12 protein-coding genes are annotated in these 16,555 nt (G+C 68.9%); 6 read left to right on the top strand and 6 right to left on the bottom strand.

Annotated features, from left to right (window positions below; translation table 11 throughout):
- Nucleotides 1-113 precede the first annotated feature (113 nt).
- The 3 genes from B7R24_RS03070 (at nt 114) to B7R24_RS03055 (ending at nt 7,268) form a co-directional block, all read left to right on the top strand.
- Nucleotides 114-842, top strand: a complete 729-nt coding sequence (locus B7R24_RS03070; protein ID WP_116417730.1) for a Maf family protein — start codon at nt 114-116, stop codon at nt 840-842.
- 79 nt (nt 843-921) lie between these two features.
- Nucleotides 922-2,721 carry an acetyl/propionyl/methylcrotonyl-CoA carboxylase subunit alpha gene (locus B7R24_RS03065; RefSeq protein ID WP_116417515.1) on the top strand — a complete coding sequence of 600 codons (1,800 nt, stop codon included), beginning with the start codon at nt 922-924 and terminating at the stop codon, nt 2,719-2,721.
- 395 nt (nt 2,722-3,116) lie between these two features.
- Nucleotides 3,117-7,268, top strand: a complete 4,152-nt coding sequence (locus tag B7R24_RS03055) for a DEAD/DEAH box helicase (protein ID WP_253259248.1) — start codon at nt 3,117-3,119, stop codon at nt 7,266-7,268.
- A 74-nt stretch (nt 7,269-7,342) separates the two neighbouring features.
- Here B7R24_RS03055 and B7R24_RS03050 read toward each other — a convergent pair whose 3' ends face one another.
- The gene (locus B7R24_RS03050; protein WP_116417513.1) at nt 7,343-8,662 is read right to left on the bottom strand and encodes a Vgb family protein; all 1,320 of its coding nucleotides are present in this window, start codon (nt 8,660-8,662) and stop codon (nt 7,343-7,345) included.
- Nucleotides 8,663-8,812: 150 nt separating this feature from the next.
- A complete protein-coding gene (locus B7R24_RS03045; protein ID WP_116417512.1) occupies nt 8,813-10,246 on the bottom strand; it encodes an NAD(P)H-quinone dehydrogenase in 1,434 nt (477 codons plus the stop codon).
- 94 nt (nt 10,247-10,340) lie between these two features.
- Here B7R24_RS03045 and B7R24_RS03040 point away from each other — a divergent pair, with 94 nt between their 5' ends.
- From B7R24_RS03040 to B7R24_RS03030, 3 genes are read left to right on the top strand one after another with little or no spacing between them, the layout of a single operon-like run.
- Nucleotides 10,341-11,177, top strand: a complete 837-nt coding sequence (locus tag B7R24_RS03040) for a purine-nucleoside phosphorylase (protein ID WP_116417511.1) — start codon at nt 10,341-10,343, stop codon at nt 11,175-11,177.
- A complete protein-coding gene (locus B7R24_RS03035) occupies nt 11,174-12,943 on the top strand; it encodes a phospho-sugar mutase (protein WP_116417510.1) in 1,770 nt (589 codons plus the stop codon). Before B7R24_RS03040 ends, B7R24_RS03035 begins: the two co-directional genes overlap by 4 nt.
- A complete protein-coding gene (locus tag B7R24_RS03030; protein ID WP_116417509.1) occupies nt 12,940-13,809 on the top strand; it encodes an IclR family transcriptional regulator in 870 nt (289 codons plus the stop codon). The genes B7R24_RS03035 and B7R24_RS03030 overlap by 4 nt, the downstream gene beginning before the upstream one ends.
- A 13-nt stretch (nt 13,810-13,822) precedes the next feature.
- On the opposite strand, the gene B7R24_RS03025 is transcribed toward B7R24_RS03030, so the two are convergent.
- The 4 genes from B7R24_RS03025 to B7R24_RS03010 form a co-directional block, all read right to left on the bottom strand.
- Nucleotides 13,823-14,095 carry a PTS sugar transporter subunit IIB gene (locus B7R24_RS03025; RefSeq protein ID WP_116417508.1) on the bottom strand — a complete coding sequence of 91 codons (273 nt, stop codon included), beginning with the start codon at nt 14,093-14,095 and terminating at the stop codon, nt 13,823-13,825.
- 42 nt (nt 14,096-14,137) lie between these two features.
- Entirely contained in the window at nt 14,138-14,578 is a 441-nt protein-coding gene (locus tag B7R24_RS03020) for a PTS sugar transporter subunit IIA (RefSeq protein ID WP_116417507.1), read from the bottom strand.
- Between the two features lie 5 nt (nt 14,579-14,583).
- On the bottom strand, nt 14,584-15,705 hold the full coding sequence (locus B7R24_RS03015) for an adenosine deaminase (RefSeq protein ID WP_116417506.1): 1,122 nt from the start codon (nt 15,703-15,705) through the stop codon (nt 14,584-14,586).
- Between the two features lie 108 nt (nt 15,706-15,813).
- Complete coding sequence (locus B7R24_RS03010; protein WP_116417505.1) at nt 15,814-16,554, bottom strand: IclR family transcriptional regulator; 741 nt, start codon at nt 16,552-16,554, stop codon at nt 15,814-15,816.
- Nucleotide 16,555 lies beyond the last annotated feature (1 nt).

Raw genomic sequence — 16,555 nt, 5'->3', positions numbered from 1 at the left:
AATCAAGCGTCACACACAACGCCCGGCCGCCGCGCAGCGTCGCTCTGTCTGTGGAGAACGCCTCGCTGCCGCCGGTTGTGGAGGAGGACTCGGGCACGCTCTACGCTCGTTCCATGCGCCTCTACCTCGCGTCGACGTCACCCGCGCGTCTCGCGCTCCTCCGCCAGATCGGCATCGAGCCCATCGTCGTCCCCTCCTCGGTCGATGAGGAGGCTGCGGTCAGGGCGAAGGAGGAGACATCCGGAACCCTCAGCGGCCCGTCACTGGTGCAGCTTCTCGCCCGGCTGAAGGCAGAGGCTGTCGTCGATGCCCTGCCCGACGGCGCACCGATCGACGGGTTCATTCTGGGCGGCGACTCGGCGTTCGAGTTCGACCGTGTCATCTACGGCAAGCCGCACCTGCCGGCCGTCGCCCGGGAAAGGTGGCTGCGCCAGCGCGGGCGCGCGGGGGTGCTGCACAGCGGGCACTGGTTGATCGACCACCGGCTGGGTGCAGGGTCGTCTCCTGCGGGGTCCGGGGCACTGGCGGAGGCTGGGGCGGAGGCTTCTGCCGGGGCCGGGGCCGGGGCCGGGGTCGGGGCCGGGGCGGTCACGTCGGCGACCGTCGAATTCGCGGCCGATATCACCGAGGCCGAGATCGACGCCTACATCGCCACCGGCGAGCCCCTCGAGGTGGCCGGCGCGTTCACCGTCGACGGGTTGGCGGCGCCGTTCATCCGCAGTGTCTCGGGCGCTCCGTCGACGGTGATCGGGATGTCGCTGCCCACCATCCGCGACCTGCTGAACGGCTTCGGGGTGAGCCTCACCGAGTTCTGGACGCCAACCACTCCCGTGCATTTGTAGGGTTTCGCGCCGTTCGCCGAGGGATTTTTGTGCGCACGTACCAAAAGACGTGTGCCCGCGGCGAATAGGCTGGGGAACTATGCCTCGTATATCCAAAGTCCTAGTTGCCAACCGCGGCGAGATCGCGGTGCGGGTGATCCGGGCGGCGAGAGACAGCGCCATCGGCTCCGTGGCCGTGTACGCCGATCAGGACAGAGACGCCCTGCACGTTCAGCTGGCCGACGAGGCGTACGCGCTCGGCGGCTCGACCAGCGCCGAGACCTACCTCGTCATCGACAAGATCCTCTCGATCGCCAAGCGCTCGGGTGCTGACGCAGTGCACCCCGGCTACGGCTTCCTCGCCGAGAACGCCACCTTCGCCCAGGCCGTCATCGACGCCGGGCTCACCTGGATCGGCCCTTCGCCCTCGGCCATCGAACTGCTCGGCGACAAAGTCTCGGCGCGGCACATCGCCGAGCGCGTCGGCGCGCCCCTCGCCCCGGGCACGATCGACCCGGTCTCCGGTGCCGACGAGGTGCTCGACTTCGTGGCCCAGCACGGGCTCCCCGTCGCGATCAAGGCGGCCTTCGGCGGAGGCGGCCGCGGCCTGAAGGTGGCCCGCACCGTCGAGGAGATCCCCGAGCTGTTCGAGTCCGCGACCCGTGAGGCCATCGCCGCCTTCGGCCGGGGCGAATGCTTCGTCGAGAAGTACCTCGACCGCCCGCGCCACGTCGAGACCCAGTGCCTCGCCGACGAGCACGGCAACGTCGTCGTCGTGTCGACCCGCGACTGCTCGCTGCAGCGTCGGCACCAGAAGCTCGTCGAGGAGGCGCCCGCGCCCTTCCTCACCGAGGCGCAGAACACCGAGCTCTACCGGGCATCGAAGGCGATCCTGAAAGAGGTCGGCTACGTCGGGGCCGGTACGTGCGAGTTCCTCGTCGCCGTCGACGGAACCGTCTCGTTCCTGGAGGTGAACACGCGGCTGCAGGTGGAGCATCCGGTGTCCGAGGAGGTCACCGGCATCGACCTGGTGCGCGAGCAGTTCCGGCTCGCCGCGGGCGGGGTGCTCGGGTACGACGATCCCGCGCCGCGCGGGCACTCGTTCGAGTTCCGTATCAACGGCGAAGACGCCGGCCGCAACTTCCTGCCGAGCCCCGGCCCGGTGCACGTGTTCAAGGCGCCGGGGGGGCCGGGCATCCGTGTCGACACCGGAGTGCACGCGGGCGACGTCATCTCGGGCGCCTTCGACTCGCTGCTTGCGAAGCTGATCGTCACGGGCGCCACCCGCGAGGAGGCTCTCGAGCGCTCGCGCCGGGCCCTCGACGAGTTCGAGGTCGCCGGGCTGCCGACTGTGCTGCCGTTCCACCGCGCAATCGTGCGCGACCCGGCCTTCGCGCCGGAGGCCGGCCGGCCGTTCAGCATCTACACCCGATGGATCGAGACCGAGTTCGACAACACCATCGAGCCCTGGAGCGGATCGTTGGACGACGCGGCTCCGGCCCCGACCTTCAACACCGTCGTGGTCGAGGTCGACGGAAAGCGCATCGAGGTCGTTCTGCCCGAACGCCTGATGGCGGCGGCAGCGGGCGGCGGGCGGGCCGGCGGGCCCGGCCAGACGCTCGGGGTCGCTCCACGGCGTCGTTCAGGCGGCGGCGCTGCCGGCGGGCGGTCGACCGGCAACGCCGTGAAGGCTCCCATGCAGGCCACCGTCGTGAAGCTCGCGGTGGCCGAGGGCGACAAGGTCGTCAAGGGCGACCTCATCCTGGTGCTCGAGGCGATGAAGATGGAGCAGCCGATCCAGGCTCACAAAGACGGCATCGTGTCGTCGATCGACGCAGCGGTCGGGGCGACGGTCTCGTCGGGCCACCTCCTCCTCGAGATCGCGGACCACGCGGCCTGAGCCGGCGACTGGGGCATTCCAGTCGTCAGGATCGACGGATCGACACGAATCCGGCGATCCTCGGCACTGAACGCGGAGGATGCCCGGATCCGTGTCGATTCGGGGCGGCGGGAACGGCATGAGCGCCGACGGATGGCCCGACCACGCCGATGGCGACCGGGTCGCGTCGGAACCAGCCGCTGGTTCGCGTCGGGGCCCCGGGCCTTCGGCCGCGCCGGTGGCCGCATCGGGGCCCCGGGCCTTCGGCCGCGTCGGTGGCCGCGCCGGTGGCCGCGTCGGTGGCCGCGCCGGTGGCCGCGTCGGTCGCCGCATCGGTGGCGGCGTGGGTCGCCGCGTGGCGCCGCATCGGTGGCCTCGACGGTGGCCGCGTCGGTGGGTCGTGAGAGCATGATGGTATGCCGTCTTCCGCCTTCCCGCTGGTCGACGCTGCCGACATCGTGCGGCTGGTCGGCCGGGCTGCGTACGAACGTGGGCGCGAGTACGCGCGGGCCGATTCGGTGCTCGACCTGCTGTGGAAGCCGGATGCTCTCACCACCTCTGCCGGGGCCGGGGCCGTCGACAGCGATGGCGGTGGCGACAGCGATGGCGGTGGCGATCGCGGTGGCGACAGCGATGGCGGCCGCAATCGCGACCGCAACGGGTACGTGCCTGTCGGGTCGTCGGGGGCGCTCTCCGGCCAGATCAGGGGCAGCTCAGCGGCGCCTTACTCCTGCCGGGTGCGGCTCACCCGCATGGGGAACGGATTCTGGCTGCCCCTCAGCTCCACCTGCACGTGCCCGGTGCTCTCCAACTGCAAACATGTCGCGGCCGCACTGCTGAGCGGCAATGCAGCGCAGCTCCGACACCTCGGCGAGAGCGAGGGCGGCGTGCTGGCGGCTCCCCGCGCGCACCTGCCCGCCGGCGTCGGACTGGGTGGCGGCGTACGGCTCCGCGCGCTCGACGGCGTCGAGGGCCGTGCAGATGCGTCTGCCACAGCCGGCGTCACAGCCGGCGTCATGGCGGACGTTGAGGCCACCTCCGGCGCCGACCCCGCGGGTTCAGCTCTCGCCGGCGCCGATCTCACCGGCGAAGCTCCCGGCGGCGTCGACCTCACCGGCAGAGCCCGCGGCTCCGAACCCGTCCCCGGCGCGGACCCCGACACCGGGTACGACGCCGGGTACGGAATCGGCAGCACCGAAGCGGAGGCGGCTCGGGCCTGGGAGAGCGAGACGCCGTGGTATCCGAGCCTGGCTCTGCCGAGCATCCGAAAGCCTGAGGCGAGGCCTGACGACTGGCGCTCGATCGTGGCCCCGGATGCCGCGGAGGAATCTTCCCGGCGAGGGAGACCCGCGGGCGCGGCAGGCGGACGCAGCACCCAGCGCGAGCCCAGGGCGCCGACACGAATGGGGCTGCAGTTCGAGGTGCGCGAGTTCGTTCCACGGTCGCGGGAGCAGTGGCGCGGGCCCGCCTCGCGCCCGGCCCAGGTGCCGAAGGCCCGCGACGACACCCTCGCCACACCGCCCCGGCGGCTCGGGGTGCGGCCGGTCATCCGTTCGGGAACGGGCGGCTACATCAAGGCGAACGTGACGTGGTCGTCGTTCACCCACCAGGTCAACCGGCTGAATCTCGATCCGGAGCACCTGCGCTGGTTCACGCAGTTCGCAGCCCTGCATCGCGCGACGCGCGAGCTGTACACCGGCCACGACACCGACTGGCTGTACCTCGACGAGTTCATGAGCCCCCTGCTGTGGCACCTGCTCGACGAGGCGAAACGGCTGGGCATCCCACTGCTCGGAACGAAGAAGAACGTCGACGTCACGCTCGCCGACTCGGGCGAGGTGCGGTTGGCCGCGACCCGTTCGGGCGACGGAGCGCTGCAGTTGGCGCCCGTCGTTGTGGTCGACGGTTCTGAATACGCCCGGGATGCCGCCGGGGCGATCGGCGACCACGGGGTCTACGCCTACGAGCTGGCGCCGAGGCTGCGGGTCTCGTTCGCTCCCGTCGCGGGCGGGCTCACTGCGCAGACGCTGTCGTTCCTCGAACGTCGAACCGACGTGATCGTGCCGGAGGCGGAGGTCGAGGAGTTCTTCGACGAGTTCTTTCCGCGCCTGAGTCGCTCGATCGAGGTACGCAGCCCCGACGCCTCGGTGACTCTGCCCGAGATCGTGCCGCCGACGCTCGTGCTGGGGGCACGGTTCCGGGCCAAGAACGTGCTGTCGCTCGACTGGACGTGGGAGTACCAGCACGCCGGGAGAGCGGTGCGGATGCCGCTGTACGCCGACGGCGCAGGGGTTTCGGCCGGGAGCACAGTCAGCGCCGAGAGCGCCAAGAGCGCCGGGGCCTCGGGCGGGGGCGGGGGCGCCGCCACCGACCACCTCGCTGTCCCCCGCGACACCACCACCGAGTTCGACACCCTCCGCCGAGTGGCCGAGACGCTCTCCGTCGAACCCGACGGAGCCTCGATCGAAGCCCTCGACGCATTCGGCGACCTCGACACCGCTCTCGCTGACGGCCAGCCCCTCACCCCGAGCCTTGCGCTGCAGGGCTACGACGCCGCACTGTTCACCGACAAGACGCTCCCCCGCATCGAAGCGCTGGCAGGAGTGCGAGTCGACGTCTCGGGCGCCCGCCCCGACTACCGTGAGCTCGACGGCGAGCCCGAACTGACCTTCACCACCGTCGAGAGCGACCGACGCGACTGGTTCGACCTCGGCGTCGTCGTCAACGTGAACGGCTACCAGGTTCCGTTCGGGCCGCTCTTCAAGGCCCTGGCGAAGAATCAGAAAAGGCTGCTGATGGTCGACAAGACCTACCTGCGGCTCGATCATCCCGTGTTCGACCGGCTGCGCGAGCTGCTCGACGAGGCCAGCACCCTCGACGAATGGGAGACCGGCGTTCGCATCAGTCGGTACCAGGCGAGCCTGTGGTCGGAGTTCGAGGAGCTCGCCGAAGACACCGTGCAGGCAGACGCCTGGCGCCAGGCGGTCTCGGGTCTGAACGAGCTCACGGGCATCCCGAAGCAGCCGTTACCCGCCTCTGTGCTCGCGGAGCTTCGCCCGTACCAGCTCGAGGGGTTCCAGTGGCTCGCGTTCCTGCACGCCCACCAGCTCGGCGGGGTTCTGGCCGACGACATGGGCCTCGGCAAGACGCTTCAGACGCTCGCTCTCCTGGCGCACGCCCGTGAGGCGCACGGACTGCCGACAGCTCCGGATGCGGCGCCCGCCGCGCGCACCGACGTTCCGGCCGGCGGCGCCCGGGCCGGCGGCGCCCGGGCCGGCGGCGACTCCGTTCGGCCCGCCGGCGACTCCGTTCGGGTGGCCGGCAGCGCCCCGGCGCCCTTCCTCGTCGTCGCTCCCACCTCCGTCGTCTCGAACTGGCTCTCGGAGGCCGCACGGTTCACCCCCAGCCTCGTGGTGCGCGGAGTCACCGCCACGCAGGCGAAGAGCCGCCGCACCCTTGCCGCAGCCACCGCGGGCGCCGATGTCGTCGTCACGAGTTACGCGCTGTTCCGGCTCGACTTCGCCGCCTACCAGGGCATTGCGTGGTCTGGTCTGGTGCTCGATGAGGCGCAGTTCGTGAAGAACCACACCTCGAAACTTCACGAATGCGCGAAAGAGCTCGACGTCTCGTTCAAGCTCGCCATCACCGGAACACCGCTCGAGAACAACCTCATCGAACTCTGGTCGCTCTTCGACATCGTCGCTCCGGGATTGTTTGCCTCGGCCAGTGCCTTCACCGAGGGGTACGTGCGACCGATCGAACGGATGCTGGACGAGAGCCTCATGCCGAAGCTCCGCCGTCGCATCCGGCCCCTGATGATGCGCCGCACCAAGGAGCTGGTCGCCCCCGAGCTGCCCGCCAAGCAGGAGCAGGTGCTGCAGATCGCGCTGGCTCCCGAACACCGCCGGCTCTACGACACCTTCTTTCAGAAGGAACGCCAGAAGCTCCTCGGGCTCGTCGACGATCTCGACAAGAACCGGTTCATCGTGTTCCGTTCGCTGACACTACTGCGGATGCTGAGCCTCGACGCCTCCCTGATCGACGAGAAGTACAGCTCCATCCCGTCGAGCAAGCTCGATGCGCTGCTCGAACACCTCGACGACATCGTCGCGGAGGGCCACCGTGCCCTCATCTTCAGCCAGTTCACCTCCTTCCTCGGTCTTGCGGCCGCTCGCCTCACCGCGCAGGGAATCGCCTTCGAATACCTCGACGGCTCGACCCGCAAGCGAGGCGCGGTGATCGACTCCTTCAAGAACGGCACGGCGCCCGTCTTTCTCATCAGCCTCAAAGCGGGCGGCTTCGGGCTCAATCTGACCGAGGCCGACTACGTCTTCATGCTCGACCCCTGGTGGAACCCCGCCTCGGAGTCACAGGCGATCGACCGCACCCACCGCATCGGCCAGACCAAGAGCGTCAACGTCTACCGCCTCGTGGCGCAGGACACGATCGAGGAGAAGGTGATGGCGCTCAAGGAGCAGAAGTCGAAGCTCTTCGACGCCGTCATGGACGACGACGCCGTCTTCAGCAGCGCCCTGACTGCCGCCGACATCCGCGGACTCCTTGAGTAGCGCCGGGCGACCCAGCCGTGCCAGGCTGCCGCCCCCGCTGGCGGTAGACAATGATCGCCTCCAGCCGACGGCGGCTACAGCCCGCAGGCCTCGTGCCAGAACCAGCATCCCGTGCTCCCCAGCGCCGGATCGACGGTGAGCGTCACGGTCTCGAAAGCCTGCCCGGCGGCGTTCGACACGGCGATGTCGAACGTGAAGGTTCCGGTGGTGGTCGGTGTTCCGGAGAGAACACCCGTGGTGGCATCGATGGCCAGCCCCGGTGGCGTGAGCCCGACGATCCCGTAGACAATTCGATCAAGTCCGGTCGCCGAGGCAGTTGCGGAATAAACGTCACCCACTCGCGCCGACGAGGGCAGCGCGCCCGAGGTGATGACCGGTGCGAGCCCGAACCTGCTCACCGTGCTCGACAGTGCGTTCGCGGTGTAGAGCTGCCCGGCCTGGCTGACCGCGGCCGCCTCAGGCGTTTCGCTGCTCGACAGCTGTGCCACAACCGATGTGAACCGGCCATCCGGCTCGAACATCGAGACCGATGCAGTGCCCAGGTTGGTGACGAAGACATTGCCCTGCCCGTCTGCCGTAACATCGTAAGGGTAGGAGTCGGTCGGCATCAGGGTGGTCACTGCGGCTGCAGAGCCCGCGGGCTTCGATAGATCCACCGTGCTGACGGTGTTGTTTCCCGAGTTGGCCGTATAGAGCAGCCCGGGCCCATCTGTCGCGAGGGAGATTGGCATCGACCCGGAGCCCAGTTCGGCGTATCGCTCTGACAAGGTCACAGCGCCCGCACCGTCGAACTCGAGGCGCGAGATGGAGTCGTCCGCCGCATTCGCGGTGTAGACCGAACCGAACGAGTCCGTGGTGAGGTCGACAGGACCTGACCCGACGGCAAGCGGATACCTCCCGACCACATCGCCGGTGGGCGCGATCTTGACGACCGCCTCCGGTGAGTGCGTCGCTACGAAGATGTTGCCGAAGAGATCGACCGTCACCGACTCGGGCAGTTCCCCGGCGAGCTCCGTCCCGAGGTTCGCCTCGAACCCTGAGTCGACATCACCCGTTGCCTCATCGACCCGCCAGACCGTGCTGGCGAGGTAACTCGAGACGTAGAGCGACCCTCGTCCATTCGATACGAACGAGTTCGGCTGCGAGAACGACGGGAACTCCGCGTGGAATGACGCGTCGAACGTGCCGTCGGGATGGATCTTGCTGATCGACTCGTTCCCCGTGTTCAGCGTGAAGATGTCACCGCTGCCGTTCACCAGGATGTGAGATGGCTCCGACCCCGCCGCGAGCGTGGCGAACGGGTTTGTCACATCGGGCACCGCCTGCGCGGGCAGGGCACCCGCAACAACCATCAGGGCGGCGAGGGGCAGGGCGGCGAGAAGCCGGTATCTCATGGGCGGTGGTTCCTTCGTTCGACGCAGAAGGCCGTCGAACGGCGACGACACCCGCCCCCGAAATGAGGCTAACTCGTTCGGAGACGTCGCGCACCCCTGTGGAGAACCACGGGCATCCGGAGCCCTTGTGCACGAAAGGACGAACGACCGCTACAGGACGATGTGCATCGCCCGGGCGGCGTCGGTGATCGAGCCGGTGAGCGACGGGTACACCGTGAACGCCCGCGAGACCTGGTCGACCGTGAGGCGGTGCTCCACGGCGAGGGCGATCGGGAAGATCAGCTCCGAGGCCTTCGGTGCCACGACGACGCCGCCGATCACGGTGCCCGATCCGGTGCGCGCGAACAGCTTGACGAAACCGTCCTTGATGCCCATCATCTTCGCCCGCGGGTTCTCCGACAGCGGCAGCTTGTAGATGTCGCCCTGCGCCAGGCCCTCTTCGATCTGCCGCTGCGTCCAGCCGACCGTTGCGATCTCGGGCTGCGTGAAGATGTTCGAGGCGACGTTGCGGATCTCGGTGGGGTTCACCGCATCGCCCATCGCGTGGAACATCGCCGTGCGTCCCTGCATCGAGGCGACGGATGCCAGGGGCAGGAAGGTCGTGCAGTCCCCGGCCGCGTAGATGCTCGGCACGCTGGTGCGCGCGACGCGGTTGACCCTGATGTGGCCCGATTCGGTGAGCTGGATGCCGGCCTCTTCGAGCCCGATACCCTTCGTGTTCGGAACAGCGCCCACCGCCATCAGACAGTGCGTCCCCTCCACGGTTCGCCCGTCGGACAGTGTCGCGATGACCCCGTTCTCCGTACGGACGACAGAATCGGCCCGCGACTTGGAGAGCACGGTCATCCCGTTGCGGCGGAAGACGTTCTCGATGACGGCCGCGGCATCGGCGTCTTCGCCGGGCAGAACCTGGTCACGGCTCGAGATGAGCGTCACCTTCGAACCCAGGGCGGTGTAGGCCGAAGCGAACTCGGCCCCGGTGACACCCGAGCCGACCACGATCAGGTGCTCGGGAATCGACTGGAGGTTGTAGAGCTGCGTCCAGGTGAAGATGCGTTCACCATCGGGCACGGCGCTGGCGAGAATGCGGGGGCTGGCACCGACCGAGATGACGGTCGTGTCACCCTCGATGCGGTCGAAGTCGACACCGTCCCGGCCCCCCGTCGAGACGATCACGGCATCGGTGCCGTCGAGGCGGCCCTCGCCCTGCACAATGCGCACACCCGAACGGATCAGCGTCGACTTCATGTCTTCGGACTGCTGGCGTGCAAGCCCCAGCAACCGCTTGTTGACGGCAGCGATGTTCACCGCGACATCCGGCCGGACCGGTCGGCCCGTGTCGGTGCGGTTGTAGAACTGAACGCCGAGGTCTGCGGCGTCGCCGATGGCGCTTGCGGCCTCGGCCGTCGCGATGAGGGTCTTCGAGGGGACGACGTCGGTGAGCACGGCCGATCCGCCGACCCCGACACGCTCGACGAGCGTTACCTCGCCACCCAGCTGCGCACCGGCTATCGCTGCTTCGTACCCGCCGGGGCCTCCGCCAAGAACGGTGATTCTCTGCTTGCGCTCGAACTCATAGGCCATGCGTCTATTCTTCCCCAGCGGCTCAGCTGCCGACAAACTCCACAGGTTGCCGAAGGGCGCGGGAGATGACGATTGTGTTAACTACAGTAAAGGCATGTCAACAGTCCCCACCCCGAATCCCCTCGACCAGCTCGGCGTCAGCCCCTTCGACATCGCCCGCGAAGCCGCGGAGCAGATCGCCGAGAGGAGTGGCGTCTCCCACCACGACATCGCCCTCACCCTGGGTAGCGGGTGGGCGCGCGCGGCCGATCTCATCGGCGAGACGGTCGCGACCATCCCCGCGACCGAGATCGTGGGGTTCAGTGCGCCGGCCGTCGTCGGCCACGTCGGGTCGCTCCGCTCTGTGCTACTGCCGAACGGCAAACACGCGCTCGTCATCGGCGCCCGCACCCACTACTACGAGAGCCACGGCGTGCGCCGGGTGGTGCACAGCGTCCGCACGGCGGCCGCTACGGGCGCCTCCGTCATGATCCTCACGAACGGGGCCGGCGGCATCCGCGAGACCTGGAAGCCGGGGAGCCCCGTGCTCATCAGCGACCACATCAACCTCACCGCAGACTCCCCGCTCGAAGGCGCGACCTTCATCGACCTCACCGACCTGTACGCGAAGCGACTGCGCGACATCGCCCGCGAAGTGGATGCCCAGCTCGACGAGGGCGTCTACGTGCAGTTCCGCGGTCCGCACTACGAGACTCCCGCCGAGGTGCAGATGGCCAAGGCCATCGGCGGTCACATCGTCGGCATGTCGACCGCGCTGGAGGCCATCGCGGCCCGCGAGGCAGGCATGGAGGTGCTCGGGATGTCGCTGATCACCAACCTGGCCGCCGGCATCCAGAAGACGCCCCTGTCGCACAGGGAGGTCATCGAGGCCGGCCAGCAGGCCGAGCCCGTCATCAGCGCCCTGCTCGCGCGCATCGTGGCGGCCCTGTGAGCGCGCGCGGCGAACTGAGCACCGCCGCCCACGACTGGATCGCCCAAGACCCCGACGAGGAGACGCGAGCAGAGCTGACCGCGCTCGTCGCCGCGGCCGAGGGCGACGACGAACAGGCCGTGAGCGAACTGGCCGACCGCTTCGACGGGCGGCTGACCTTCGGCACGGCCGGCCTCCGCGGCGCAATCGCTGCCGGGCCCAACCGCATGAACAGGGTGCTGGTGGCGCAGGCCGCACGGGGGCTCGCAGAGTACCTGCTCGAGCGGGCCGCGCCCGGCGAGACCCCCTCCGTCGTGATCGGCTACGACGGCCGAAAGAATTCCGACGTGTTCGCCCGCGACTCTGCCGAGCTGTTCGCCGGCGCAGGTCTGCGCGCCGTGCTGCTGCCCCGCATGCTGCCCACACCGCTCGTCGCCTTCGCCGTGCGCCACCTCGACGCGACGGCCGGCGTGATGGTCACCGCATCGCACAATCCCCCGAACGACAACGGGTACAAGGTCTATCTCGGGGGCGCCGACCGGGGCTCGCAGATCGTCTCGCCGGTCGACGAGGAGATCGAGGCGCACATCCTCCGGGTCGCAGCCCGGGGCTCTGTCGCCGAACTGACGCGGTCGGAGGGGTACGAGCTCGCCCCCGAATCCGTCTTCGAGGCCTACGTCGCCGAGACGGCCGCGGTGTGCTGGCTGCCCGCGGCAGAGATCGGAGCACAGCCGCGCACCGTCTACACGGCGATGCACGGGGTGGGCTGGGAGACGCTGGCCCGCGTGCTGGGCCGGGCCGGCTTCATCGAGCCCGACGTGGTCGCCTCGCAGATCATGCCCGATGCCCGGTTCCCCACCGTGTCGTTCCCGAACCCCGAAGAGCCCGGCGCTCTCGACCTCGCCTTCGCCGAAGCACGATCCGGCGGTGCGCAGCTCGTCATCGCGAACGACCCCGACGCCGACCGCCTCGCCATCGCCGTACCCGACAGCGGCAGCGCGTCAGGCTTTCGGCGGTTGAGCGGCAACGAGGTGGGCGCCCTGCTGGGCTGGCGGGTGGCCGAGGCCCATGCAGCCAGGATGCGAGACGGCGAGCGGGATACCCGGCGAGCCGGGCCCGCAACCGCCGGCTCTCGCGCCGTCCCCTCAGCTGCACCACCCGCGACCCTCGCCACCTCCTGCGTCTCGTCCCCCGCCCTGGCGGCCGTCGCCGCGGCCTACGGTCTCCGCTTCCAGGAGACGCTGACCGGCTTCAAGTGGGTCTCCCGGGTCCCTGGCCTCATCTTCGGCTACGAAGAGGCTCTCGGCTACCTGGTGAACCCCGACACCGTGCGCGACAAGGACGGCATCTCGGCCGCGGTCGCGCTGCTCACCCTCGCGAGCGACCTCGCCGTCGACGGCTACACCCTGCTCGACCAGCTCGACCGCTTCAGCGAACGGTTCGGCCACTTCGGCTCCGTGCAGATCGCCCTGCGGGTCACCGACCTCAGCCTGATCGACACCGTCATGAAGAGACTCCGGTCCACACCCCCCACCAACATCGGCGGGGTGCAGGTGGCCGGCATCGACGACCTCGCGGGCGGTTCCGCCGAACTGCCGCCCAGCGACATCCTCCGCATCCGGATGGCAGACGGGTCGCGCATCATGGTGCGCCCGAGCGGCACGGAGCCGAAGCTCAAGGTCTACCTCGACGCCTCGAGTTCGGCCGGCAAGCTCGACAAGCGAAAGAAGACGGTCGCCGCCCGGCTGGCTGCGCTCGAGGCCGGAATGCGCGAGCTGGTGTCATGACGAACGACGGGCCGGTCGGCACCACGAACCGCCCGACCCCCGATGCCGCCCCGGATGCCGCCGCCGGTTCCCTGTCCAACGACCTGCCCGGGCCGAGCAGCGGGTTCGTGCAGTCACTCGCCCGGGGGCTGAGCGTCATCCGCGTCTTCGGAGCCGACCAGCCGCTGATGACGCTGAGCGACATCGCGCGGGCCACCGGGCTGACGCGCGCGACCACCCGTCGTTTCCTGATGACCCTCATCGAGCTGGGGTATGTGCGAAGCGACGGCCGCAACTTCGCCCTCACCGCGAAGGTGCTCGAACTCGGCTTCAGCTACCTTTCCGGCATCACCCTGCCGGAGGTGGCGCAGCCACATCTCGAAGAGCTCTCCCACTCCATCGGCGAGGCGACGTCGGCTGCCATCCTCGACGGTTCCGACATCGTCTACATCGTGCGGGTTCCGACGCACCGCATCATGTCGGTGGGCATCAACCTCGGCACCCGGCTGCCCGCCTACGCGACATCCATGGGCCGCGTGCTGCTCGCCGGGCTGGCTCCGGATGCCCTGTCGAGCTATCTGCACGACGTCAAACTCCAGGCGCTGACTGAGCGCACGGTGGTGTCAGAGGGTGCGCTCATCGCCGAACTCGACGCGGTGCGCAGCCACGGCTGGGCCGTCGTCGACCAGGAGCTCGAGCCGGGGCTGCGCTCCATCGCGGCGCCCCTCCGCGATGGCAGCGGAGCCGTCGTCGCGGCGATCAACATCTCCACGGCAGCGTCGTCCGGCACCAGCGAGTCCATCCGTGAGAGGTTTCTGCCGTCCCTGCAACAGACCGCCGCCGACATCTCGGCAGACCTCGCACTGGCCGACCGGGCGGGCCGCTAGAGGCGAGCCCCGCTCATCCCAGTGCGCCCTCGAGCTTCGCCGTCAGCTCATCGACATCGAAGTAATTCTGCACGACGATCACATCGGCATTCGTCTTGCCGAGCCGCTCGACGAACTCCGGCGACGTCAGGATGACCTGCGCATCCGCTGCGGCGATCGCGACACTGCCCACGTCGGCAGCCGTCACCTCGGCCTCGATATCGAGCCGCGCGAGCGCCCGCTCGGCATTCACCTTCAGGATGCCCGACGTTCCGACGCCTGCTCCGCAGATGGCCACGATCTTCATTTCACACTCCTGCCGGGTCGCTCCGCTGCTGACGATACTCGCCTACTCGCTGCCACGGAACAGCGCCCTCACATCGGCGATCGACCCGGCGTTCGCGAGTCGCTCGATCGCGGTCGGGTCGTTGAACACATTCGCCAGCTCGGCGATACCGCCGACATGCTCATCGGCAGTGATGACGGCCAGACCGATCACGACCGACACCGGATCGTTGTACGGATGCCCGAACACGACCGGCTCGGCCAAGGTCACCACCGCCATACCGGAGTGCAGAACATCGGGCCCCGGCCGCGCGTGCGCAAGCGCCAACCCCGGCGCGATCACGATGTAGGCGCCGAACTCCTCCACCATCGACACCATGCGCGGACCGTACTCCGGCTCCGTCAGGCCGGCGGCCTCGAGCGCCTCACCCGCCAGCAGCACCGCACCCCGCCAGTCGCGCGCATCGCGGCCGAGCAGAATCGCGGAATCGGGCAGGGTGAGCATGAGCGCTAGGCCTCGTCGAAGCCCTCGGAGATGACGTCGGCGAGCTCCTCCCGGTCTTCCAACGGAAGGAAGGTCGCTGCCGCAGCATTCAATTGGAAGGTTTCGAGGTCGGTGAGGTCGTAGTCAAAGACGTCAGACAGCAGGGCGAGCTCGCGACTGACGGTGGTGTTGCTCATCAGCCGATTGTCGGTGTTCACCGTGACCTTGAAGCCGAGCTGGTAGAGCAGGTCGAACGGATGATCGGCGAGCTGGTCGCCCCACCGCTCGACCGCACCCGTCTGGAGGTTCGACGACGGCGACAGTTCGAGCGTGATCTCGCGGTCCTTCACCCACTGCGACAGCCCCCCGAGGGTCACGTAGGTGCTTTCGTCGTCCTGGCGCTCGATCGTGATGTCTTCGGCGAGGCGCACACCGTGTCCAAGGCGCAGCGCGCGGCCGTCGAACAGGGCGCCCCGGATGCTGTCGAGCCCGTCGGCCTCCCCCGCATGAACCGTGACCGGAAAGTACTCGTGCGCCAGGTAGTCGAACGCCCCCCGGTGATTGCCCGCCGGAAAGCCGAGCTCGGCCCCGGCGATGTCGAAGCCGACGACGCCGCGGTCGCGGTGCCGAACGGCCAGCTCCGCGATCTCCATTGCACGGTCGGCGTGTCGCATGGCCGTCACGAGCTGCCCGACACGGATGACGCGCCCCCCGGCGAGCGCATCGTCGATACCCTGCTCGATACCCGCCTGCACCGCCTCGACCGTCTCGTCGAGGGTCAGCCCGGCGGTGAGGTGCTGCTCGGGCGCCCAGCGCACTTCGCCATAGATGACGCCGTCGAGTGCCAGGTCTTGCACGAACTCGCGGGCGACGCGGGTCAGGCCCTCACGGTTCTGCATCACCGCTGTCGTCACGTCGAAGGTCTTCAGGTATGCCACGAGCGACCCAGAATCGGCGCTGGTCTCGAACCATTCGCCGAGTTCGTCAGCGGTCGCCGCCGGCAGCTCGAACCCGATCGATTCCGCCAGCTCGACGATGGTCCCGGGCCGCAGGCCACCGTCGAGGTGATCGTGCAGCGACACCTTCGGCAGGGCGCTGATGCTGATGTCTGTACCGCTCAGAAAGTACTCTTCGCCTCGATCTGACATGTGCTCTCCTCAGAATGCGAGGCCGACAGCCTCATTGCGTCCCGGCATCCACCGAGCAACACACAATCTATCGCCAACCGATGACGACCGCGTTTCGGCGGGCCCGATTCATGGCCTGGCACCGAGCAGACGCTCAGCAATCTCGCCGGCTGCAACCGCGGCGTGCTCGCGCACGGAATCGCTGGTGCGTTCGCTGAAACTCGTGGCGACATACGGCACCGTCAGCACGGCGATCGCGCGATCGGTCAGGCTCGCGGATGATCGGCGGGGCTCCAGCACGGGAAACACGATGTCGGTGACACCCGGTTGCAGGGCATCCGGTTGCTCGAGAAAACCGCGGGCGACGATCGCGGCGAGGTCGGAGCGCGAGGGGCGCCCCGCGCCCGCACCAGCGCCCGCAAACGCCAGCTGCACCAGTCCCGAAGCCGTCGTCTCGACGTCGAACAGCGCTCCCACCCGCACCTGGAACCCGAAGTCGCTCGGGCTCACCACCTGCGCGACCACCCGCATCCGGCCCGCATCGAGCACGCTGAGGTTGCACGACGACCGGGTCTGCTCGGCGAGCGCCCGCATCGGCGGGTGTGCGGCCGCGATGAGGGAGCGCAGCGGCTCCTGCCGGTGCGCGAGGTCGAACAGCCGCGTCGACAGCCGGTAGACGCCCGACTGCCGATCGCGAAAGAGGTACCCGCGGCGCTCGAGCGTCGTCAGCACGCGGAAGATCTGCGTGGCGCTCCGCCCGATTCCACCGGCGATCTCGGCCTGCGTCAGCCCCGCATCGCTGTCGGCGAGCAACTCGAGAACATCGAGCGCCTTGTCGAGGGCGGGTACGGCATAGTCGGGAGCGGGCATC

The sequence above is a fragment of the Subtercola boreus genome, from assembly GCF_003399645.1.
GTDB lineage: Bacteria > Actinomycetota > Actinomycetes > Actinomycetales > Microbacteriaceae > Subtercola > Subtercola boreus_A.
This window is presented reverse-complemented; position numbering and strand designations above follow the sequence as displayed.